This is a genomic window from Pseudolabrys taiwanensis (genome assembly GCF_003367395.1).
GTDB lineage: Bacteria > Pseudomonadota > Alphaproteobacteria > Rhizobiales > Xanthobacteraceae > Pseudolabrys > Pseudolabrys taiwanensis.
The window spans coordinates 1,379,737-1,402,413 of record NZ_CP031417.1; the positions used below are offsets into that span (position 1 = coordinate 1,379,737).

Genomic DNA, 22,677 nt, shown 5'->3' on the forward strand with positions numbered 1-22,677 from the left:
CATTTTCAGCAATCCCGATAAGCCTTTTTTGAGAGTTTTTCCCTAGAAATTTCCGCGAATTAGTAAGGCTCCCTGGCTCGGCACCGGCCGCGCGCCTGCGGCGCTCCGTATGTGTGGCGTCACGTCATGACCGACATCGATGTGCATTCCTCGTTGAGCGCCCCCGACGCTGCAGCCGTTCTCGAGCATGTGCGGTCCGGCGCGTCGCGTTCCAACGCCAGTTCGCCCGGCCTTAGTGCGGCCGCCTTGGCCGTCGCGGCCAAGCCGATGCCCACCCCGATGTCGCCGATCGTCCTCGCCGGCATCGTCCGTATGGGCGAGTTCGCGCTCATCGTCCTTGTCGGCATGGCTCTCTATGGCGCGTATGTCGCGCCGTTCGAGCCGCTGTTCTGGCGTTACCTGATCGCGTCCTTCGTGGTCGCGGTCCTGTCGACGCTCGCCTTCCAGGTCGCCGACATCTATCAGGTGCAGGCCTTCCGCGGTCTCGAAAAGCAATACATGCGCATGGCTTCGGCTTGGTCGATCGTGTTCCTGATCACCATCGGCGCGTCGTTTTTCGCCAAGGCCGGCGACATGTATTCGCGCGTCTGGCTCGGCGGCTATTACATGGTCGGCATCCTCGCTCTGGTCGCCTCGCGCAAAGCGCTCTATTACGCCGTCCGCAAGTGGACGCGCGAAGGCCGCCTCACCCGCCGCACCGTCATTGTCGGCGGCGGCAAGCCCGGCGAGAGCGTGATCGAGGACCTGCGCCGGCAGAAGGATGCCGGCATCGAGATTATCGGCCTGTTCGACGACCGCGGCGACGACCGCAGCGCCGCGACATGCGCCGGCGAGCCGAAGCTCGGCAGCGTCAGCGACCTCGTCGAATTCGGCCGGCGCACGCGCGTCGATCTCGTCATTTTCTCGCTGCCGATCTCGGCGGAAGGCCGCATCCTCCAGATGCTGAAGAAGCTCTGGGTGCTGCCGCTCGACATTCGCCTCGCCGCGCACACCAACAAACTGCAATTCCGGCCGCGCTCCTACTCCTACATCGGCAACGTGCCTGTCATCGACGTCTTCGACCGTCCCATCGCGGACTGGGACGTCGTGATGAAGTGGTTGTTCGACAAGATCATCGGCGGCCTGATGCTGATCGCGGCCCTGCCGATCATGGCGGCCGTCGCGATCGCCATCAAGCTCGACAGCAAGGGTCCGGTGTTCTTCAAGCAGAAGCGCTACGGCTTCAACAACGACCTCATCGAGGTCTACAAGTTCCGCTCGATGTACACCGACAAGACCGACGCGACCGCGGCCAAGCTCGTCACCAAGGACGACCCGCGCGTCACCAAGGTCGGCCGCTTCATCCGCAAGACCAGCCTCGACGAGCTGCCGCAACTCATCAATGTCGTCATCAAGGGCAACCTGTCGCTGGTCGGCCCGCGTCCGCATGCCGTCAACGCCAAGGCCGAGGCGCGCCTTTACGACGAAGCCGTCGACGGCTATTTCGCGCGGCATCGCGTCAAGCCCGGCATCACCGGTTGGGCGCAGATCAACGGCTGGCGCGGCGAGACCGACACGCACGAGAAGATCCAGAAGCGCGTCGAACACGACCTCTACTACATCGAAAACTGGTCGGTGCTTTTCGACCTCATGATCCTGTGGCGCACGCCCGGCTCGCTGCTCAAGACCGAGAACGCGTATTGATCACCGCCCGCGATATGGCGGTGCCGGCGGCCGCGCCGAATATGCCGTCGGCGCAAGCACGTGCCGCGGTCATGCCGCCCCCCGCGGGCATCCGCGGCCCCAATAGCTACGCGCCCGCCCCTGGCCGCGCCTGGACGCCGGCATATGCCGGAATAAGCGGCCCCTATTCCATTCCGCGGCCGGTCGCGACCCCGCTTTCCGAACGTATCCTGCTCGTTGTTCTGTTCATCACGGTGTTCGCGAGTTCCGTCGCGTTCATCGAGCCCTCGCCGCACGACGGGTTGATGGGCGTTCTGGCCGTGGCCTGCGTGATCGCCGGCGTACGCTTCAACCGTACGCTGATCGTGCCGTTCGCCCTGCTGCTGATCTGGAACATGTCGGGCATGAGCTCGCTGTTGCGCGTGCTCGAATACGAAAAGACGCTGCAATATGCGGCGACATCGGTCTATCTCGCCGTCGCGGCACTCATCTTTGCCTGCCTGTTTTCCACCAATACGATGCCGCGCCTCACCGTGATGCGTGTCGCCTATGTGAGCACGGCGTGCTTTGCCGCGGTGCTTGGCGCCATCGGCTACCTCAATGTATTCCCCGGTGCGGCTGAATTGTTCGCCAAGATCGGCCGCGCCAACGGCGCCTTCAAAGACCCGAACGTGTTCGGCCCCTTCCTCATCTGGCCGGCCTTGATCACGCTCGAACGTCTGCTCGTCCGCCGCATCGCGCTGACCGACCTGCTCGTCGCGGGCACTATCCTGTTCGGCCTGCTGTTGAGCTTCTCGCGCGGCGCCTGGTTTCACTTCGGCGTATCGATCACGGTCATGCTCGCGCTCGCGGTATTGACCGCACCCGATCACAAGACGCGGCTGCGCATCATCACGCTGACGGCGATCGCGGCGGCGGCGCTCGCCGCCCTGCTGGTGCTGTTGCTGTCGTTCGACGCCATCGGCGGCATGTTCAAGGAACGCGCGCAGCTCATCCAATCCTACGACGTCGGCTCCGGCGGCCGCTTCCGGCTGCAGGAGATCGCGCTGTCCTCGATCCTGAACTTCCCGAACGGCATGGGCCCGTTCGAGTTCGCGCGCGTCCACGGCCTCCAGCAGCACAACGTCTATCTGCAGGCCTTCCTGGTCTACGGCTGGGTCGGCGCGATGGCCTATTTCCTGCTGCTGATAACGACCATCCTCGTCGGATTACGCTGCGCCTTTGTACGCGCACCGTGGCAGCCCTACATGATCACCGCCGTCGCCGTGTTCATCGGAGAGGTGGCCGAGGGCTTCGTGATCGACACGGACCATTGGCGCCACTTCTTCCTGCTGCTGGGCATCATCTGGGGCCTTGCGGCGGCGACGTTCCGCGAGGCGCGCCAGCCGGCGTATTTGCGGTCACCGGCTTTGTCCCGGTAACCCCGATCAGGAAGGCATCGCCGTGCCTTCCCGTAGACAAATCCCATCCGCCTTAAATGAAATGGCCGGGACGAGCCCGGCCATGACACCTGATAGATTGTGCGCTTCCTCACTGAAGCCGCCGACGGCTGGCGCCGTCACTTCTTCGCCAGCAGGATCGGCTGATGCTGGGCGCCGCCCGGCATGTGCACGATCTCGCAATCCTTGAAGCCGACCGCACGGCAGACCTTGAACAGGTATTCGGTGCGATAGGCGACCGCGGCCTCCGGCTGGGCCATCGACTCGACGTAGGCGTTGCCGATGCTGTGCTGGAAGGTGTGGCGCGTGCCGTAGCTCGCCGGCGGATAGTCGAGGTTGAAATGCGAGTGCATGATCGCGCCGCCGGACCGCAGCACGCGATAGCTTTCGGCGATGTAGTTCTCGAGCTCGGTTTCCAGCACGTGCGTCAGCAGCGAGTTCGACACGACGAGGTCCATGGTGCCTTCCGGCTCCGGGATCTGGTACAGCTTGGCCTCGCCCTTTTGATTGTACGACACGCTCGCATGCGTCGAGTGATGGAAGCGGAAGCGCTCCTTGTCGTAGTGCTGCTCGCACCAGGCGATCGCCTCGCCGTCGATATCGATGCCGACATAAGTGCCGGTGAATCGGCGCCCACGGAAATTGTAGTCGCGCAACCAGTGCGCCCAGCGGCCACAGCCCGAACCGATGTCGAGAACGTTCGAGTTGGCGTTGGCCAGCCTTTCCGTGAACACGAACATCCAGAAATCGCGCGCGTGCACCAGGAAGTGGGTCTGGTTGTTGAAGATGCGATTGCCCACGCCGATGCGGATGCGCAGATGGTTCGGCGGCAGGTCGCGGAACTCGGGCCAGACCATGCGCGGCACGACGTCGGTCGCGTTCACCATCGCCTTGAACAGCGGGTTGAACGTCAGCTTCGAGGTCGACGGGAAAATCTTGCGGATAGCGCGATCGAAGCTCAGGCGCTTGACCGGCACGGACGCAGGGGTCGTAGACGTGTATGCCATGCTCTTACTCTCCATCTCGGCAACTGCGTGCCTTCAAAATCGGTCTTAACGTTCGGCCTATCGGCTGTGGCTGACGGTGCCGTCGACACCGGGATAGTCGTAGCTCACAGGGCCTGCATCCGTCGGCAAACGCCCCTCGAGCAGCTTGCGGCGACGGTGTTCCATGATCAGACGGCTGTACCAGGCATCGGGCAGCATCTTCGCCAGACCCAGGACAATGAATGCTTTCGCGAGCGATACGTGGCTGTTGTCGCCGCGCGCCGTCCGCCACCGCCTGACGATGGCGAGCGGCGTGTAATGCGCCGCGTGCTTGGCACGCATCGATCGCCAGAGCGCGGCGTGAACCTGCGAGGAGCGTCCGAGCAGCATGCCACCGGTCGCCAGCGCATAATTGTAATAGTACTTCGGGATTTCGACGGCGCGGTAGCCGGCCAGCGAAAGCCGCAGGTAGAACTCCCAATCCTCGTAACCCTGCAGCATGGTCTCGTCGTAGCCGCCTACCGCCTGCCACGACGCTTTGCGCACCATCACGCCCGAGTGCATCGTGTTGGTGAACAGAAGATCGAACGGATTGAAGTAGCGCTCGACCAGGCCCTGCACCGCGCCGACGAGACGCAGATGGCTGACCGCCACCGCGACCTCCTTTGGCGCGCTCCGCAGCAACGCAGATGCCTCTTCCAGAAACGGCGGCTCGAAGGTGTCGTCGCAATCGAGCACCGCGACGAATTCGCAGCGCGCCGCCGCGATGCCGGCATTGCGCGCGGCCGACAGACCGCGATTGTTTTGATGGATGATACGCGCGCGGCCTTCGAACGTAGCGAGCTTTCGCAGCGTCGCTTCGTCGGTCGAGCCGTCGTTAACGATGATGGTCTCGAAGGCGCGCAAGGTCTGACGATCGAGCGAGGCCATCAAGCCGTCGAGAAAGCGACCGCCGTTGAAGCACGGAACGACGACGCTGACGACGGGAACATTCCCGTCCGCTGCGCCGCGCGTCTCATCGAGCGCTTTTACCGTCGCATCCATTGCTTGTCCGCCAGTCCCAAATTGCGTGCGCACCTTAAATCGCTCCGCCCAATTTTCCCTTAATCCCGGGAAATACGGTCGTTTCGACTTTTCGCGATCGACTTGAGACTCTGTTCACCATGCTCATTAAGCGAATGCAGCGGGGCGCCGATTATTGTATCGGCATGGGTGTGGACATATCGACGATCGACCAGAAATCCGCGTTGCGGCGACCGCTCCGGCTGCTCGGCAGCCTGATGTCGCTGCGCTTCCTCGTCCTGCGGGCTTCGACCGCCGCGGCTGCCGTCGCGTTCGGTTTAGTTCAAACTTTCGTGTTTGCGCGCGTGCTCGATGCGCAGGATTTTTCGCTTTACATCCTCGTCGGTTCGCTCGGCATGTCACTGTGGCTGTTCGATCTCGGCGCGGCCAAGATCCTCTACGTGCGCCAGCGCGCGCTCTACATTGCCGGCGCCAAGGATGCGGGTATCGCCGCGCAATCGACCGCCGTCGTCATCACCTATGCCGTGCTGGTCGCGCTCTGCACCCTCATCTGCCTCACGGTAATGTTGCGGCGGCCTACCGTGCCGCTGCTCGACGCGGTCGAGTTCTCGCTGTTCTTCAGCTTCGCGGCGCTTAACCTCGTCTGGTATCCGCTGCGCAATGTCAGCGCCGCCGTCGATGAATATGTCCATTTCGAAGGGCTCGAGGCGATCCGCCGCATCGGTCATATCTTACTGATGCTGGCGATGCTGATCGGCTTACCGCTCCCCGCTTTTCTTGTGCTCGCCAACGGCCTGTGGTTCGTGCTGCTGGCGGTCGCGATCAAGCGCCTCGTCCACAAGCAGGCGCTACTCTTGAAGCTGCGCGGCGCTTCGGCGGCGCTCAAACGCTTCTGGCACGAGAACAGGCGCGAGCTCTTGCGCAGCGGCAATTACGCGGCCGGCGAACTCACCGTGTACAATTTCCCCTACATGATCGTGCCGGCGGCCTTCGGCCTCGGTGCGCCGATGATCATCCTGGACACTGTGTTCAAGGTGTTCCGTGGCGCGACGCTGATCTACGCGGCTGGCCTCGACCCCGTGGTGCCGCAGCAGACACGCGCCTACGCCGCGCGCGACGTGTCGACCTTGAAGAAGGCGACCCTCACCTCGGCCATACTCTGTGCTATCCCGACCGTCATCCTCTGTGCGCTGTTGCTGGTGGCCGGCGACCGTCTGTTCGCGATCCTGCTCGGCAACGCGGCCACCATCCCGCACGAGGTCACCTTGATCCTGGTGGTCCTGCTGCTCGCCAATCTGGCGCAGAACGTCGCAAACAACCTGCTTTTGCATCTCGGCTTCTTCCACGAGATCGCGCGGGTCGCCACCTTCCTGGTGATCGCCATGGCGGCGATGACGGCCATCGTGGTCGGCGCCGGGCTCGGCATCACCGGCTTCATCGCCGGCTACGCCATCGTCTACATCGCCGGCGGCGCGCTGTACGTGTCCTACATGGTCCGCGGACCGTTCCGGATCGCCGCCGCGGGCCGAACCGAGGGATAGATCGCCGCCACGGCCGCTGAAAGGTTGCGCCGCGAAAGGTGCATCCCTATAGTCCGCGCCGTTCCGGTCGGGGCGTGGCGCAGCCCGGTTAGCGCGCTTGTCTGGGGGACAAGAGGTCGTGGGTTCGAATCCCGCCGCCCCGACCATTATTCCCGCACCGCCACAACACCTTACCGCCCCACCGCTTCCACCGCGCCGAGCGCGTCGACGACGCCCGCGCCGACGTCGGCCGGCTTGCCGGGCACGCGCCGCGCCGAGCGGACCAGCGTCTGCCGCAGCGCTAACGGCCCCAGGTCCGGTTTGACCGCCAAGAGCAGCGCCGCGACGCCGCTCGCATGCGCGGCCGCGACCGACGTTCCCGATGTCATGGCGTACGCGCCATCCGGCGCCGCCGCGAGCACATCGACGCCGGGCGCCGCCACCGCCACCTGCGCTCCCCGGTTGGCCTGCGGCATCAGCTTGTCCTCGGCGTCGGTCGCCGTCACGCCGATCACATGGCGGTCGGCGGCAGGATACAGCGGCGGCGCGCGCGGGCCGTCATTGCCGACGGCCGCGATCAACACGATGCCGCGCGCGCTCGCCTTCGACAGCAACTCACGCAACATCGCATCCGCCGGACCGGCGAAGCTCATATTGACGATGCGCGCGCCCTGCGCCGCAGCCCAGTCGATGCCCTTGAGGATGTTGAAGGTCGTGCCCTGCGCGCTCTCGCCCTCGCCGGCAAAGGTGCGGATCGCCAGCAGCCGCACTTTCGGCGCGACGCCGATGAGCTTGGAATGCGCGGCGATGGCGCCGGCCATGGCCGTGCCATGCGCATGCGGCTTCGATGTGCCGCCGAGCGCGTCGTATTCACCGGCGATCACACCGGCGAGGTCGGGATGCTGCGTATCGACGCGCGAGTCGACGACCGCCACCAGCACATTGTCGCCGCTGGTGATGCGATGCGCTTCGGTGAGACGCAGCTTGCCGACGACATATTGCGCGCCGGCGTCGGTCGGCGCGGCCTGCGCGGCCTGCGTCAGCCCGTACACATAATTGGGCTGCGCGGCGACGATGCCGCGATAACGCGCGAGCAGCCGCAATGTCTGCGCCACCGAGCGGTTGCCGTCGATGCGCCAGCGCTGCAGCGTGCGCGATGTCAGCGTGAAGCTCTGCGTCTCGAGGCGCGTCAGTTGCAGCCGCGCGGCGATGCGCGCCAAAGCCTGCTCGGACAGATTTGCGTCGACCTGCAGCAAGATCTCATTGCGCACGAAGCGCGTCTCGCTTGCCGGCGGAATGCTGATGTTACGGTTGCCGCCACGGTTGGCGGCGCGCGGCGGCCGCGGTCCCTGCGGCGGCTGCCCGGCCGTCGTCACCGGTGCGTCCGGAAACAGCATCGGCCCGATCACCCAGCCGACGGGACCGAGGAAGCAGCCGAGCGTCGAACGACCGACCTCGGCAGCGGTCATTTCGCGCCCGAGAATGATGGTGCCGGCGATCGGCGCCGCAGCCGCACAGGCAATTCCGCCCATGACGTACCAGCCGAGCGGCGTGATCGGCTGACTGGCGCGCGGCGGCGGCGTCTGCGGCGCGGGCGCTGTGGGGGTCGGGGTTACGACCGGCGGCGGCGGTGGTGGTGGCGGCGGCGGCGCAATCTGGGCACGTACCATCGACGCCGTCACCGTGGCCATGACAATGGCCATCAGAACTTTCGCCGCCGCCTGCCGCATGCCCCGTCCTCGCGACCAAGTCGCGCGATTGTACATGAGCCGCCAATGTGCGCCACGGGGCGAAAAGCGCTCCGCATTGTGCAGAATTCGACAAGAGCAGAGAGCGCGCGAACGTCTACTCCGGGCGCGCGACCGCGAGCTCGATCAGCTTGCGGCACTCGACCAACTCGTTCAGCGCCGCCTGCAGCCGGCCGAGCTCCTCGCTGTTGAAAACAACAGGCGCGACGGCCGCGGCCGTTGGGGCCGGCGCTACGGACGACACGACCGGTGCGACGGGCATTGCCACAGACACCTCAGGCTCGGCGTCGTCCTCCAGCATCGGCCGATGCTGGACGCGATCCTCCGGCTCGAGGCGCGGCATCGGCGCCGCGTGCATCGGCGGCTCACGGCGCGCCGTCACATCGTCATGCCGGTCACCGAGATCGCGACCGATCAGCGACGAGAGCTTGCCCGAAAGGCCGCTTTCCTCTTCCAGCATCTCGGCGGCGGATGCGGCCTCTTCAGCGATCTCCTCGTCCTCGTCAGCATTGCCGTGCGGCGGTTGCGGCGCGCCCTCTTCCCACACGGTCTGGACGAACTTGATACCCTGCTCGCGCAAAATCCGCTGCACGCCGCGGATCGTATAGCCCTCGCCGTACAACAGATGGCGGATGCCGCGCAGGAGGTCGATGTCCTCGGGACGATAATAGCGGCGGCCGCCGCCGCGCTTCATCGGCTTGATCTCGCGGAAGCGGCTTTCCCAGAAGCGCAGCACATGCTGCGGCAGATCGAGCTCTTCCGCCGCTTCGCTGATGGTGCGAAATGCGTCAGGCGCCTTCTCGTCCAAGGCACGACCTCCGCTCACGTGAACGTTTAACTGTAACCTGAGTCGGGGAAGCGATTGTGGCCTTACGCTTCGTCGGGGACGTCGTGGCCGTTAATGCGCTGTTTCAAAATCGCCGACGGCTTGAACACCATCACCCGGCGCGGCGAAATCGGCACTTCCTTGCCGGTCTTCGGGTTGCGGCCGATGCGCTGGCCTTTCTTGCGCACGACGAAGGATCCAAAGGAGGAAAGCTTTACCGTCTCGCCCCGCTCGAGGCAGTCGGTGATCTCCTTCAGGACCAATTCCACCAATGCCGAGGATTCCGTGCGTGAGAGGCCCACCTTTTGGTAGACCGCCTCGCACAGGTCCGCACGCGTCACTGTCTTTCCAGTCATCGCCTGCCCTGCCCCCCGGGGAAGGTATCTCGCTGAATAATCTACGATATTAGCATGTTCCGGATGGGTCAACCCGGGAACGTGAAATTTTGCAGGCACTTAGCGTCCCGGCCGCATTTCGTAGCCGCCGAACCGCAATTACCAGCGCAATAGCGCCGAACCCCAGGTGAACCCGCCGCCCATGGCCTCGAGAAGAATGAGATTCCCGCGCTTGATCCGGCGATCGGCAACCGCATCGGCCAAAGCAAGCGGGATCGACGCGGCGGAGGTGTTGCCGTGGCGATCGACCGTCATGACGACCTTTTCCGGCGAAATACCAAGCTTATGGGCCGAACCGTCGATGATGCGCTTGTTGGCCTGGTGCGGCACAAACCAGTCGATATCGGCGGCGCTGGTGCCCGTGGCATTGAAGGCGTCGTAGATCACGTCGGTAATCATGGCCACGGCGTGCTTGAACACCTCGCGACCCTCCATGCGCAAATGACCGACGGTCTGCGTCGAAGAGACACCGCCGTCGACATACAGCTTGGACTTGTGGCGGCCGTCGGAGCGCAAGTGCGTGGTGAGAATGCCGCGGTCCTCGGTGGTTCCCGGCTGCTCCTGCGCTTCCAGGACCACCGCCCCGGCGCCATCGCCGAACAGCACGCAGGTCGTGCGGTCGTTCCAATCGAGGATGCGCGAGAAGGTCTCCGCGCCGATCACCAGCGCCCGCTTGTAGCTGCCCGAGCGCAGCAGCGCGTCGGTCACCTGCAAGGCATAGACAAAGCCGGAGCAGACGGCCTGAAGGTCGAAGGCGGCGCCTTGCGTGATGCCGAGGCCGGCTTGCACCGTCACCGCGGTCGCGGGAAAAGTCTGGTCGGGGGTCGAGGTGCCGAGCACGATCAGGTCGATCGATGAGGCCTCGACATGCGCATGCGCGAGCGCCGCGCGCGCGGCGTTGATGGCGAGGTCGGAGGTCACCTCGCCCGGCGCGGCGATATGGCGTTCGCGGATACCGGTGCGCTGCACGATCCACTCATCGGTCGTGTCGACCGATCGCGCCAATTCGTCATTGCTCAGGATTCGGCTCGGCAGGTAGCTGCCGCAGCCCAAAACGACGGAGCGCAGGACACTCACGAGGCCGCTCCGGTCGCAATCTGCGCGGACCTCGCTTGCAGGTCTCGTTCCATCGACTGCCCGATCTTGGCGAGCAGCTTATATCGCACCATGTCGTAACCCATATCGATGGCGGCGGCCGTGCCTTCGGCGTCGGCCCCGCCATGGCTCTTGATGACAATGCCGTTGAGGCCGAGGAAGACCCCGCCATTGGCCTTGCGCGGATCCATCTTCTCGCGAAGAGCCTGGAAGGCCGCGCGGGCGAACAGATAACCGAGACGCGAGGCCCAGGTTCGGTTCATCGCCGCCCGCAAATAAGACGCGAGCTGGTGCGCCGTACCCTCGGCGGTCTTCAGCGCGATATTGCCGGCGAATCCCTCGGTGACAACCACGTCCACGACACCCTTGCCGATGTCGTCGCCCTCGACGAAGCCGTGATAGTCGAAATCGAGCGACGGCGTCTCGCGCAAAATGCGGCCCGCTTCGCGGACCTGCTCCAGACCCTTCACTTCTTCGACGCCGATGTTCAGCAGCCCGACGGTCGGCCGCTCGATGTCGAACAGCACGCGGGCCATGGCGCTGCCCATGGCGGCAAGATTGATAAGATGCGACTCGTCGGCCCCGATGGAGGCGCCAACGTCGAGCACGATCGACTCGCCCTTCAGCGTCGGCCACAGCGCGGCGATGGCCGGCCGCTCGATTCCTTCCAGCATCTTCAGATTGAAGCGGGACATGGCCATCAAGGCGCCGGTATTGCCGGCGGAGACGGCAACGTCGGCCTCCCCTTTCTTGACGGCGTCGAGCGTCAGCCACATCGACGATTTCCAGCGGCCATAGCGCAACGCCTGGCTCGGCTTGTCGTCCATGCGGATGGCAACGTCGGTATGGGTAACCTTGGAGGCGGCCTTCAGCCGCGGCAACCCATCGAGCACCGGATTGAGCTGGGCGGTGTCGCCGAACAGCAGAAATTCGACATCGGGATGCCGCATGAGCGCGATGTCCGCACCCGGCAGAATAACCGAGGGGCCATGATCGCCGCCCATGGCGTCGAGTGCGATACGGACTTTATCGGACATAAGGCGTCCTTGGCGGCGTCCGGTAGAGCGCCAACAGGAGGGTCGTCGTCAGGCGGGTAAGCACGGCGCGACCATAGCGGCTCGGCCGCGCGTGACAAGGCGGATGTGGATAGCTCAAGTATTTCCGCCGCCTGGCCGCTTCTTAAGAGCCTCGAGCGCGGCAAACGGGTGCGTGCCGGGCTCCTCAACCTTCGGCGGCGCGAATTCCGCCCCCGGTTTGCGCGGATAGGGATCGATGCCGAGCATGAGGAACTCGGTCGCCAGTTCGCCGAGGTCGACCTTGCCGCCGATGAGCGGCTCGGGCGCGTCCTCGTCGTCGCTGCCGGCGAGCGCCGCGGTTTCGAGATCCTCCTCGGCCGCCGTCTGCGGCGTGAAGCGCAAATCCACGGTCTCGACCACATCGTTCTCGATGGGCTCGAGGGTGACGACGCAGGTCTGGCCGATCCTGCCGGTGATCGCGCCGTCCACCTGCACGCCAGCACCGCGCCGGGCGAGATCGAACACCGCCGAGAGCTGCTTGACCTCGCGCAGTCCAGCAAGCGCGGCAATGGCGGCACGAACGGTGTCCGGCGCCTCGATTTCGAGATGCAGCCCGGTTTCCGGGATGTCCTCGACGGCCACCGGAACGCTCCAAGGATGAGATGCTTTATCCATGATCTTCAATCTCTTGCTGCCGTCATCTCAAGCTACGGCAAAACTTCGGGCCGGATCCGGCAGATGCAATTTTCCGGATTCAAGCGCCGACGTCTCCTGTGTGTCCAGTGCCCGGATGGCGTCCCGCACATAGGCCGCGAGCCGGTCCGTCACCGCAGCTGAGGGGGCTGACCCGGCATAGATATTGCGCACCAGCGTCTCCACCAAGGCCGCGTTGTCCGGCGTCGCCAGAGCCGCCTGATAGGCCTGCGCCCGGCCATAAAAGGCCTGGCCCATCTTTCGCATCTCCTTGGGCACCTTCAGGTCGGCAATGCCGATTTCCCGCAGGTTGTCGTCCATGTCGCGGCAGAAGCGGTCGAACAGCCCCTGCGCCAAGTCGCGCACCCCCTCCTCCCGGTTCAGCCGCTCGATCACCAGAACGAGGTGGAGAACCAGCAGGTCGAAACGCCCATTAATGGTGTCCGCAACCACGAAGTCCTGGTAAAAGCTCGGCATTCGCGCCTGCGCCACGATCATGCCATACAGGGCGGAAATGGTGTCGGCCCGCCGGTTGCGGCGGAACAGGGGAAATATCATTGTCCGTTCGGGGTTGAGCGCGACTTTAGTCGCCGGGTACGTCAACGCCCCGCCGGATGCAAGGTCGAAATGAGGAAGCCCGGTCGCATGAACTTTCGTCACTCTCGTCTGGCGCTGGCGCTCGTGGGCGCGCTTGCCCTCGCCGGCTGCGGCAGCACCACCGAGACGCTTCAGCGCGGCTACGTGCTTCCCGAGGGCGCGCTCGAACAGATTCCGATCGGCGCCAGCCAGGACCAGGTGCTGATCGTGCTCGGCACCCCCTCCACCGTCGCGACCGTAAGCGGCGAAGCCTTCTATTACATCTCGCAGACGGCCAAGCGCTCGGCGGCCTTCATGCCCTACGGCGTCGTCGATCAGCGCGTCATCGCGGTCTATTTCGACAAGGACCGCCGCGTCACCAAGCTCGCCAATTACGGCATGAAGGACGGCAAGCTGTTCGACTTCTACTCGCAGACCACCCCGACCGGCGGCCAGGAACTCAGCTACATCCGCAACATCTTCCGCAACATCGGCGTCGGCCCGATCGCGCCGCGCAGCTAAGCGCTCAAGCACCGATGCAAAAAGGGCCCGCGTCGCGCGGGCCCTTTTCATTTTCGGCCGGTCGCCCAGCTTAGTGCGCGAGGATCGCGAGCAGCAACAACGCGACGATGTTGGTGATCTTGATCATCGGGTTCACGGCCGGGCCCGCCGTGTCCTTGTAGGGATCGCCGACGGTGTCGCCGGTCACCGCGGCCTTATGGGCATCCGAGCCCTTGCCGCCGAAGTGGCCGTCCTCGATGTACTTCTTGGCGTTGTCCCAGGCGCCGCCGCCGGAGGTCATCGAGATGGCGACGAAGAGGCCGGTCACGATCACGCCGAGCAGCATGGCGCCGAGGGCCGAGAAGCCCGCCGACTTGCCGGCCGCACCGCCACCCGCGACCAGATAGATCACGAAGTAGCAGACGATCGGCGACAGCACCGGCAGCAGCGACGGGATGATCATTTCCTTGATCGCCGACTTGGTCAGCAGGTCGACCGCGCGGCTGTAGTTCGGCTTCGACGTGCCCTTCATGATGCCGGGGTCTTCGCGGAACTGCCGGCGCACTTCCTCGACGATCGACTGGGCGGCACGGCCCACGGCGGTCATGCCGAACGCCGCGAACAGATACGGCAGCAGACCCCCGAACAAGAGACCGACGACGACGTAGGGGTTCTTCAAGGAGAAGTCGAGCGTGACGCCCTGGAAGTAGCCCGCGCCGGTCTTGGTGAAGTAGTCGAGGTCCTGGTTATAGGCCGCGAACAGCACCAATGCGCCGAGGCCGGCCGAACCGATGGCGTAGCCCTTGGTGATCGCCTTGGTGGTGTTGCCGACCGCGTCGAGCGCGTCGGTCGACTTGCGCACTTCCTTCGGCAGCCCGGCCATTTCGGCAATGCCGCCGGCATTGTCGGTGACCGGACCGAAGGCGTCGAGCGCGACGATCATGCCGGCGAGCGCCAGCATCGTGGTGACGGCGATGGCGATGCCGAACAGGCCGGCCAGGCTGTAGGTGACCAGGATGCCGGCGATGATGACGAGCGCGGGTAGCGCGGTCGCCTCCATCGAGACGGCGAGGCCCTGGATCACGTTGGTGCCGTGGCCGGTGACCGAGGCCTGGGCGATCGACTTCACCGGGCGATAGTCGGTGCCGGTGTAGTACTCGGTGATCCAGATGATCAGGCCGGTGACCACCAGGCCGACGACGCCGCACAGGAACAGCGTCATGCCGGTATAGGTCTTGCCTTCCGAGGTCAGCGCAGTGGCGAAGCCCTGCGGCAACGCGTAGGCGATGACGCCGGCAATGCCGATCAGCGACAGGATGCCGGTGACGATCAGGCCGCGGTACAGCGCGCCCATGATCGACTGCGACGCCGGCAGCTTCACGAAGAAGGTGCCGATGATCGAGGTGATGATGCAGACGCCGCCGATGGCGAGCGGCAGGATCATCATCGGCAACAGCAGCGCCGTGCCTTTGAAGAAGATGGCCGCGAGCACCATGGTCGCGACCGTGGTCACGGCGTAGGTCTCGAACAAGTCGGCCGCCATGCCGGCGCAGTCGCCGACGTTGTCGCCCACGTTGTCGGCGATGGTCGCCGGGTTGCGCGGATCGTCTTCCGGAATGCCGGCCTCGACCTTACCGACCATGTCGCCGCCGACGTCCGCACCCTTGGTGAAGATGCCGCCGCCGAGACGGGCGAAGATCGAGATCAGCGACGCGCCGAAGCCGAGCGCGACGATGGCGTCGATCACCGTGCGGTTGTCGGGCGCCAGGCCGCGGGTGCCGGTGAGAAAGCCGAAGTAGATCGTGACGCCGAGCAGCGCCAGACCTGCGACCAGCATGCCGGTGATGGCGCCGGCCTTGAAGGCGATGTCGAGACCGCCGGCCAGCGACTTGGTCGCCGCCTGCGCGGTGCGGACGTTGGCGCGCACCGACACGTTCATGCCGATGAAGCCGGCAACGCCGGACAGGATGGCGCCGACGGCAAAGCCGAGCGCGACCAGCCAGCCGAGCGTGACGCCGATGATGACGAAGATCACCACGCCGACGATGCCGATGGTGGTGTATTGGCGGCGGAGATAAGCCTGTGCGCCTTCACGGACGGCGGCCGAAATCTCCTGCATCCGGGCAGTGCCTTGGTCGGCGCTGAGCACCGACATCGTCGCCCAGATACCGTACAAGATCGCAAGCGCACCGCACGCAACGATGAGCCACAGTGTAGTCATGGGGCCATTTCCTCAATGTCTTATTGTTCGGAGCTTTGGCGGAAGAAGAACGCTCCCGCCGTAGCCCAGGGAGCGTCGAGGATGGCCGCCGTTTATTGCGCTTCACCCCGACCGAAGCGGCCGAATTAAGCCAAAAACGCGGCACGAGCGCAACGCGGAAAAGGCGCCCATAACCAGGTTTGCACGGCGGTTCGATCGATGCGCGCAAGCGACTACCGTGTTGCCGTTCAGAGCGCCAAAGCTCCGCCGCCCGTATTGTTTGGCAGGCGCCGGGTACGCCCCTATTCCTTTCGCCCTCTCAAATGAGAGGGAGACGGCGCGCCGAGCGGCGCGACGTTGGTCGTAAGACCGCGCTTCGTTGCCGAAGCACGGGCGCCTCTCGGCGCGCCATCGCGGCGTCTTCCAACGGCGGGCCGCGCTTTCAACGGAGGCCCATCGCAAGTGGTGTGGGTCCTCGGTGTCAGCGAGCTCCTCGCAGGGGGTCTTAGTGCCCCCGGGCGGTGGCCGCCGCCGCTCGAGCGTCAGGAGATGCGTTCGTCTCCCGACCCGCGAGCGCCGCATCCGGCTCCGCCCTCATCACGCCTCATGACAGCGCCCTCAAGCGAACCGGACATGAGGACTATATTCTATCGGGGAATATTTAGCAATATTCGATAGGAATATTGGCGCACCCTTCCCGTCGACCGGTCCGGTATCGGCCCCCCATCTTCTTCTTGCCATCATTGTAATGTTATAACATTACATACAACATTATCTCAGGCAGGACCCATGCGACGTCTCCGCGATGCCATGCTCGAAGCGTCGGACGATATTGCGCCGATGCAGCGACCGCCGCGCTTCGAGGAAGCGCAAGACCTCGTTCGCTCGGCGCTCGCCCACGCCGAAGCGGCCGGCCTCCCCGACATAACGCTGGCGGCGGTGCTCATCATCGAAGCCATCCCCCGTCTCGCCGGCTCCTACGGTCCCGAACATGCCGCCCGCATCCTGGCGATGTTCGCCGGCTGCCTCGAGGCCTCCGTCCCTTCCCGCCAATAATCCCGCCCCGACAATGGACTCCAATGCCGATGCAGAAGCTCCCCGTGACCGTGCTTTCCGGTTTCCTTGGCGCCGGAAAAACAACGCTGATGAATCACGTGCTCAACAACCGCCACGGCATGCGTGTGGCGGTGATTGTGAACGACATGAGCGAGGTGAACATCGACGCGGATCTGATCCGCAATGGCACTGCGAACCTGTCGCGGACGAATGAGACGCTGGTCGAAATGACCAATGGCTGCATCTGCTGCACCTTGCGCGACGACCTGCTCAAGGAAGTCCGCGCGCTCGCCGCGGCCGGTCGCTTCGATTATCTGCTGATCGAATCGACGGGCATTTCAGAACCGCTGCCGGTCGCCGCCACCTTCGACTTCCGCGACGAGGCCGGCGACAGCCTCTCCGACGTGGCCACGCTCGACACCATGGTGACCGTGGTCGACACGGTCAATCTGCTCAAGGACTACGCCTCGACCGACTTCCTCAAGCAACGCGGCGAGTCGCTCGGACCGGACGACAAGCGCACCTTGGTCGATCTGCTGGTCGAGCAGATCGAATTCGCCGATGTCGTCATCCTCAACAAGTTCAACGACGCCAAGCCGGCGCAGCGCTAGGCCGCCCGCCAGATCGTGCGCGCGCTCAATCCCGATTGCGACATCGTCGAAAGCGACTTCGCCAAGGTACCGTTCGAGCGCGTGCTCGACACCGGCAAGTTCGACTTCGAGAAGGCGCAGCAGCATCCGACCTGGTTCAAGGAACTGTATGGCTTTGCCGAGCACAGGCCGGAGACCGAGGAATACGGCGTCAGCAACTTCGTCTATCGCGCCCGGCGGCCGTTCGAACCGGCGAAGTTTCATGCCTTCCTGCAGGAGAACTGGCCGGGCGTGATCCGCGCCAAGGGCCATTTCTGGATCGCGACCCGGCCGGACTGGGTCGGCGAACTGAGCCAGGCCGGCGCGATCGTGCGCAACGAGGCCATGGGCCTGTGGTGGGCGGCGATCCCGCATGAGCGCTGGCCGCGCCAGGTGGAATGGCGCGCGCACCTCAAGAAGAACTGGAACGAGATCTACGGCGACCGCCGGCAGGAGATCGTCTTCATCGGCAGCGGCATGGACGAGGCGGCGCTGCGCGCGCGGCTCGATGCGTGCCTCGTCTCCGGCAAACCCGGCATGCACCCGGCCGCATGGGCAAGGCTCGAGGATCCCTTCCCGGTGTGGCGGCGTGCCGACACCGGGACATAAACCCCCGCCCCTAGAGCGTATCTCGTTTAGCTATCGCCTCACATTCCGCTCGCCCCCGCGAAAGCGGGGCCGACTTGCGCACTAAAGGTGGCGGGAATGAACGGACAGTGTTTCAACCTGGCCGGAAATTGCCTTAGTCCACCGTCTCGTAGAAGCCGTCCTCGTTCGGCAACAGCGGCGCCTGCCCGACGCTCTGCTTCATGATCTGCTTGAACAGCGCCTGCAGCAGCAGCGATTTCTGCATCTCGCCGCCGAGCGTGTTGATCCGCTTTTGCAGTGCGTCCACCTTGTCGGGGTTCTGCGCGGCGACGTTGTTCTTCTCGCCCGGATCGTTGGCGAGATTGTAGAGCTCGAGCGTCGAGGGCAACGTCGCCCGCCAGAACAGTTTCCAGTCGTCCTCGCGCACGGCGCCGCGGAATATCTCGATATTGTAGACGACCTCGTGCCGCGGCGAAGGCTTACCCTCGCTCAGCGTCGGCCACATATCGAGACCGTCGAGCGGCTTGCCCTTGTCCAGTGTGCCGCCGGCGAGCTTCACGAAGGTCGGATACCAGTCGACCACGTGCATCATCTGATCGACGACGCCGGGCTTGATCTTGCCGGGCCAGTTGACGAGCGACACGACACGCGTGCCGCCCTCATAGAGATCGCCCTTGCCGCCGCGATAGGGACCGTTGTCCGCCGGCAGCTTGCCGTGAACCTCGGTCTCGCCGCTCGCCTGCGGATTCAGGTTGCCGCCATTGTCGCTGTGAAAGACGACGATCGTGTTGTCGCGCAGGCCGCGCTTCTGCAATTCGGCCATCACGCGGCCGATCTGGTCGTCCATCGCGGTGACCATCGCCGCATAGGAGCGGCGATTGGCGTCGCCGATCGACTTATACATGTCGAGATAGTTCTGCGGCACCTGGAACGGCGTGTGCGGCGCCGTGAAAGCGAGATAGAGGAAGAAGGGCTTCTGCTGGCTCTGCCGGTCGATGTAACGCACCGCCTCGTCGCCGAGCAGCGTCGTCGCATAGCCCTTCTCGTTCAGCACCTTCTCGTTCTTGAACCAGTCCGTCTTGCCGCCGACCGTATGCTTGTAATAGTCGATCTCGCCGAGCAACGCGCCGTAGTGATAATCGAAGCCGCGTTGGGTCGGCCAGAATTTGCGGTCGGCGTGGCCGAGATGCCATTTGCCGATCAGCGCCGTGGTGTAGCCGGCCTGCTTGAGCGCCTGCGGCAGCAGCCGTTCGTCGGTCGGCAAGCCGTAGTTCATCGACGCCGGAATGACCAAGGTCTGCATGCCGTAGCGGAACGGATAGCGGCCGGTCATGAAAGCCGCGCGCGTCGGCGTGCACATTTGCTGCGCATAGAACTGTTCGAGGCGCGCGCCCGTTTCGGCGAGCTTGTCGATGTTCGGTGTCTTGATGTCGGAGCCGTGGAAACCGACATCCTTCCAGCCGAGATCGTCGGCCAGGATATAGACGATGTTCGGCGGCGGCGCGGACTGCTGCGTTTGGGCCTGCGCCGCATGGACGAACAAAGCGGCGGCCGTGCAGGCCAAGGCGGTTACCAAGCGTCTTGCCGACATCCAATTCCCCCCACGTGATCTCGCGGCCGCCGCCAAACGGCGACGAAACGCACGACGTCTTTATGATCCGGATGCGCGATTTCTTGCGGTGCGATTGCACGCCTCGGCACGCGGAACATCGACGCGATCAATAGATCACGGGATGTATTCGCGGCGATACCTCGATGGAGGTAGACGCAGTTACGATCATACCAATGATCGCTATTTTACCGCGACCGCTCTGCGGCCACGGTGCTTTCGCACCGGCTGTTCAAGGGCGACGTGACGTTGCGTTGCGCGCGCGGTTTCTTCACACCATCGCAGGTCGCGTGCGCCAGTGCAGCCAGGCCAGCAGCCCGGCGGCGGCGACGACGAACGGCACCAGCATCAGATTGAGCACGTCCCATCCGAACGCGGCCAACATCTGACCGGAGGAGAAGGACGATATCGCCATCGAGCCGAACACCAGGAAGTCGTTGAAGGCCTGCACCTTGTTGCGCTCGCCGGCATGGTGGCACCGGGTCACCATGGTGGTGGCGCCGATGAAAGCGAAATTCCAGCCGACGCCGAGCGCGATCAGCGCCCACCAGAAATGCATGACGCTGGTGCCGGAGATCGCGATCGCCGCGGTGAGCGCGATCAACACGAGGCCGATGCCGGTGACGCGCTCGGTGCCGAAGCGGTTGATCAGGCCGCCGGTGAAGAAGCTCGGGCCATACATCGCCAGCACGTGCCACTGGATGCCGAGCGCCGCGTCGGTCACGGAATGACCGCAGCCGACCATCGCCAGCGGCGCCGACGTCATCACTAGATTCATCAGCGCGTAGCTGGCCATGCCGCAGGCGGCGGCGACGACGAAGCGCGGATTGCAGATGATCTCCGGCAGCGGCCGCGACGGCGCGGCGCCTGCTCTGGCCACGGGCCGCGGGATGCGCACGAACTGCAGCACGACGGCGGCGAGCAGCGCGCAGATCGACTGGCCGATGAAGCTCGCGGCGAACAGATGCGGCGCCATCAGATCCTTGGTGAAGATGACGAGCTGCGGCCCGATCACCGCGGCAAAGATGCCGCCGGCCAGAACCCACGACACCGCCTTGGCGCGGAATTTCTCGCTCGCGGTATCGGCTGCCGCAAAGCGGTACGATTGGTGCGCTGCGGCATAGAGGCCGCCGCAGAACGTGCCGAGGATCAGCACCCAGAAGCTGTTCTGCATCACCGCGGCGTAAGAGACGAAGCCCGAGAGGATGCCGAAGAAGGAACCGACCTGCAGCGCGGTGCGCCGGCCAAAGCGGCGGGCGAGCGCGCCCACGGGCAGCGTGCCGAGCCACATGCCCATGACCATGCCGGTGATGGGCAACGTTGCCAGTCCTTTTTCCGGCGCCAGCATGCCGCCGAGAATGGCGGTGGTCGAGACGATGACGGTGTTATTACCGCCGGCGAGGGCCTGCGCGGCCGACAGGATCAGCGCGTTGCGGCGCGCCAGGCGGTCGTCAGCGACCGCGTGTTGTATCGGTTCAGCGACCGCCGACATTGCGAGGCTCTCCCGGTAAAAGCCGTTCTCCGCTTAGCCGGATTTGGAGAATGGAGCTACTGCCCGGGGCGCAGGGCTGCTTCTCTCCCCTCCCCCGCGCGCACTTCGCGCGTGTGGGGAGGGGTCGGGGGTGGGGGCGAAAAATCTACCTGGCCCCGAAAAGCCCCCCACCCCAGTTTGCAATCGCAAGCGATTGCAAACTGACCCTCCCCACCGCTTCGCGGGGGGGAGGGAAAGAAGCCGGGCTTGCGTCGCCGGGCTTGCCTTGCACGTCGTAGGGTGGGTTAGCGCCGAAGGCGCGTAACCCACCGACCGAATTTGCCGCACGTTTCGATGGTGCGTTACGGCGCGGCGCGCCTAACCCACCATACAGCGGTCATCCAGCTCAGAACTTGATCGCCCCGGGATGCAGGATGGTCGCCTCGCGCGCTTCGGCGAGCGACAGCGCGCCGATCTGGCCCAGCGAGGCGCGCAATTCGTCGATGTAGAGATCGACCAGCTGCTCCGCGCCCTCGTCGCCGAGCGCCGCCACCGCCCACAGGAACGACTTGCCGGCGAAGGCGCAGTCGGCGCCGAGCGCGACGGCGCGCAAGACGTCCTGGCCGGAGCGCACGCCGCTGTCGAGCAGGATGGTCGCCTTCTTGCCGACCGCGGCGACGATGCCCGGCAGCGCATCGATCGACGGCACCAGCGCCTCGATCTGACGGCCGCCATGGTTCGAGATCCAGATGCCGTCGACGCCGAGCGACACCGCCTTCTCGGCATCGTGCGGATGCAGGATGCCCTTCACCGTCATCGGCCCCTTCCAGGCGTCGCGATAACGCGCGACCTCGTCCCAGTTGAAGGCGCCGCCCATGTTCTGCCGCGCGAAGCGGATGATCTCGTTGGTCTTGGTGCTGTTGGCGTAAGGGCCGATGGTGGCGAAGCGCGGATAACCGTTGCGCAGCAGCGCCATCAGCCATTTCGGCCGCACCAGCATCTCGCGGATCATGCGCGCGTTCGGTTTGAATTCGTTCGCCAGACCCGCATAGGTCTCGCGCGAGCGCGTCGTGCGCACCGGCACGTCGAGCGTGAGCGTGAGCACCTTCACGCCGGCATCGTGCGCGCGGCGCACCAGGTCGAGGCCGATGGCGTGCTCGTTGCGATAGAAGCGATAGAGCTGCAGCCAGAACACGTCGGGCGCGACGCGCGCGATCTCTTCGATCGTCGCGCCGCCGGCGACGCCGAGCGTATAGGGAATGCGCACGCGCTGCGCGGCCTTGGCCATCAGCAGGTCGGCGCCGGGCCATACCAGCGCCGGACCGCCCATCGGCGCGATGCCGACTGGCGCCGCATAGCGCGTGCCGAACAGATCGACATCGACCGGCGGCAGCGTGTTGGTGACGCCGTATCGCGGCACGATCTTGATGTTGTCGAAGGCGGCCCAGTTGTGCGCGATGCCGATATCGTTGCCGGCGCCGGTGTCGCCGTATTCGAACGAGAAGCGCGGCACGTTGCGCGGCGCCTGCTCGCGCAGCCAGGCGGTCGTCGGGAACAGCTTGTGCCACTTGGCGAAGTTCGGATGCGGCCCGGCGGCGACGAACGCCGCTTCTTTTTTCGCCGTCATGTCGTGCATCGGTGTTT

General features: G+C 64.9%; 18 protein-coding genes, 1 tRNA gene and 1 pseudogene. 7 read left to right on the plus strand and 13 right to left on the minus strand.

Features of this window, described 5'->3' with window-relative positions:
• The first annotated feature begins 126 nt into the window (after positions 1 to 126).
• Together DW352_RS06635 and DW352_RS06640 are read left to right on the plus strand one after the other, a co-directional pair.
• Positions 127 to 1,683, plus strand: a complete 1,557-nt coding sequence (locus DW352_RS06635; protein WP_115689673.1) for an undecaprenyl-phosphate glucose phosphotransferase — start codon at positions 127 to 129, stop codon at positions 1,681 to 1,683.
• The gene (locus DW352_RS06640; RefSeq protein WP_115689675.1) at positions 1,680 to 3,083 is read left to right on the plus strand and encodes an O-antigen ligase family protein; all 1,404 of its coding nucleotides are present in this window, start codon (positions 1,680 to 1,682) and stop codon (positions 3,081 to 3,083) included. The genes DW352_RS06635 and DW352_RS06640 overlap by 4 nt, the downstream gene beginning before the upstream one ends.
• A gap of 137 nt (positions 3,084 to 3,220) precedes the next feature.
• Here DW352_RS06640 and DW352_RS06645 read toward each other — a convergent pair whose 3' ends face one another.
• Both DW352_RS06645 and DW352_RS06650 read right to left on the minus strand, forming a co-directional pair.
• Positions 3,221 to 4,108 (minus strand): class I SAM-dependent methyltransferase, encoded by an 888-nt coding sequence (locus DW352_RS06645; protein ID WP_162826824.1) that lies wholly within the window; start codon positions 4,106 to 4,108, stop codon positions 3,221 to 3,223.
• A gap of 57 nt (positions 4,109 to 4,165) precedes the next feature.
• Complete coding sequence (locus DW352_RS06650) at positions 4,166 to 5,131, minus strand: glycosyltransferase family 2 protein (protein WP_115689679.1); 966 nt, start codon at positions 5,129 to 5,131, stop codon at positions 4,166 to 4,168.
• A gap of 119 nt (positions 5,132 to 5,250) precedes the next feature.
• Between DW352_RS06650 and DW352_RS06655 the strand changes: the two genes are divergently transcribed.
• Positions 5,251 to 6,651, plus strand: a complete 1,401-nt coding sequence (locus DW352_RS06655) for a hypothetical protein (protein WP_162826825.1) — start codon at positions 5,251 to 5,253, stop codon at positions 6,649 to 6,651.
• Between the two features lie 68 nt (positions 6,652 to 6,719).
• Positions 6,720 to 6,797: transfer RNA gene (locus tag DW352_RS06660), tRNA-Pro, on the plus strand.
• Between the two features lie 24 nt (positions 6,798 to 6,821).
• Here DW352_RS06660 and DW352_RS06665 read toward each other — a convergent pair.
• The 7 genes from DW352_RS06665 to DW352_RS06695 form a co-directional block, all read right to left on the minus strand.
• Positions 6,822 to 8,333, minus strand: coding sequence for a S8 family serine peptidase (locus DW352_RS06665; RefSeq protein ID WP_162826826.1), 1,512 nt, complete (start codon positions 8,331 to 8,333; stop codon positions 6,822 to 6,824).
• A 142-nt stretch (positions 8,334 to 8,475) separates the two neighbouring features.
• Positions 8,476 to 9,186: a MerR family transcriptional regulator gene (locus tag DW352_RS06670; RefSeq protein WP_115689685.1), complete on the minus strand. Its 711-nt coding sequence runs from the start codon at positions 9,184 to 9,186 to the stop codon at positions 8,476 to 8,478.
• Between the two features lie 62 nt (positions 9,187 to 9,248).
• Entirely contained in the window at positions 9,249 to 9,560 is a 312-nt protein-coding gene (locus DW352_RS06675; protein WP_115689687.1) for an integration host factor subunit alpha, read from the minus strand.
• Between the two features lie 138 nt (positions 9,561 to 9,698).
• Positions 9,699 to 10,676, minus strand: coding sequence for a beta-ketoacyl-ACP synthase III (locus tag DW352_RS06680; protein ID WP_115689689.1), 978 nt, complete (start codon positions 10,674 to 10,676; stop codon positions 9,699 to 9,701).
• The gene (plsX, locus tag DW352_RS06685) at positions 10,673 to 11,731 is read right to left on the minus strand and encodes a phosphate acyltransferase PlsX (RefSeq protein ID WP_115689691.1); all 1,059 of its coding nucleotides are present in this window, start codon (positions 11,729 to 11,731) and stop codon (positions 10,673 to 10,675) included. Before plsX ends, DW352_RS06680 begins: the two co-directional genes overlap by 4 nt.
• Before the next feature lie 114 nt (positions 11,732 to 11,845).
• On the minus strand, positions 11,846 to 12,385 hold the full coding sequence (locus DW352_RS06690; RefSeq protein WP_115689693.1) for a YceD family protein: 540 nt from the start codon (positions 12,383 to 12,385) through the stop codon (positions 11,846 to 11,848).
• Between the two features lie 27 nt (positions 12,386 to 12,412).
• Positions 12,413 to 13,063 (minus strand): ubiquinol-cytochrome C chaperone family protein, encoded by a 651-nt coding sequence (locus tag DW352_RS06695; protein WP_245434347.1) that lies wholly within the window; start codon positions 13,061 to 13,063, stop codon positions 12,413 to 12,415.
• On the opposite strand from DW352_RS06695, the gene DW352_RS06700 reads away from it, so the two are divergent.
• Entirely contained in the window at positions 13,049 to 13,501 is a 453-nt protein-coding gene (locus DW352_RS06700; protein ID WP_342634896.1) for an outer membrane protein assembly factor BamE, read from the plus strand. The two genes, DW352_RS06695 and DW352_RS06700, sit on opposite strands and share 15 nt — an antisense overlap.
• 70 nt (positions 13,502 to 13,571) lie before the next feature.
• Here DW352_RS06700 and DW352_RS06705 read toward each other — a convergent pair whose 3' ends face one another.
• Positions 13,572 to 15,701 carry a sodium-translocating pyrophosphatase gene (locus DW352_RS06705; RefSeq protein WP_115689699.1) on the minus strand — a complete coding sequence of 710 codons (2,130 nt, stop codon included), beginning with the start codon at positions 15,699 to 15,701 and terminating at the stop codon, positions 13,572 to 13,574.
• 768 nt (positions 15,702 to 16,469) lie between these two features.
• On the opposite strand from DW352_RS06705, the gene DW352_RS06710 reads away from it, so the two are divergent.
• Positions 16,470 to 16,736 (plus strand): hypothetical protein, encoded by a 267-nt coding sequence (locus tag DW352_RS06710; RefSeq protein ID WP_115689701.1) that lies wholly within the window; start codon positions 16,470 to 16,472, stop codon positions 16,734 to 16,736.
• A 29-nt stretch (positions 16,737 to 16,765) separates the two neighbouring features.
• A pseudogene (gene zigA, locus DW352_RS06715) lies at positions 16,766 to 17,974 on the plus strand (zinc metallochaperone GTPase ZigA).
• A 133-nt stretch (positions 17,975 to 18,107) separates the two neighbouring features.
• Here the strand turns inward: zigA and DW352_RS06720 are convergent.
• The 3 genes from DW352_RS06720 to DW352_RS06730 form a co-directional block, all read right to left on the minus strand.
• Positions 18,108 to 19,544 carry an arylsulfatase B gene (locus DW352_RS06720; protein ID WP_115689703.1) on the minus strand — a complete coding sequence of 479 codons (1,437 nt, stop codon included), beginning with the start codon at positions 19,542 to 19,544 and terminating at the stop codon, positions 18,108 to 18,110.
• Between the two features lie 289 nt (positions 19,545 to 19,833).
• Positions 19,834 to 21,054 (minus strand): MFS transporter, encoded by a 1,221-nt coding sequence (locus DW352_RS06725; protein ID WP_115689705.1) that lies wholly within the window; start codon positions 21,052 to 21,054, stop codon positions 19,834 to 19,836.
• Positions 21,055 to 21,439: 385 nt separating this feature from the next.
• Complete coding sequence (locus tag DW352_RS06730; protein WP_115689707.1) at positions 21,440 to 22,669, minus strand: alpha-hydroxy acid oxidase; 1,230 nt, start codon at positions 22,667 to 22,669, stop codon at positions 21,440 to 21,442.
• Positions 22,670 to 22,677: the final 8 nt, after the last annotated feature.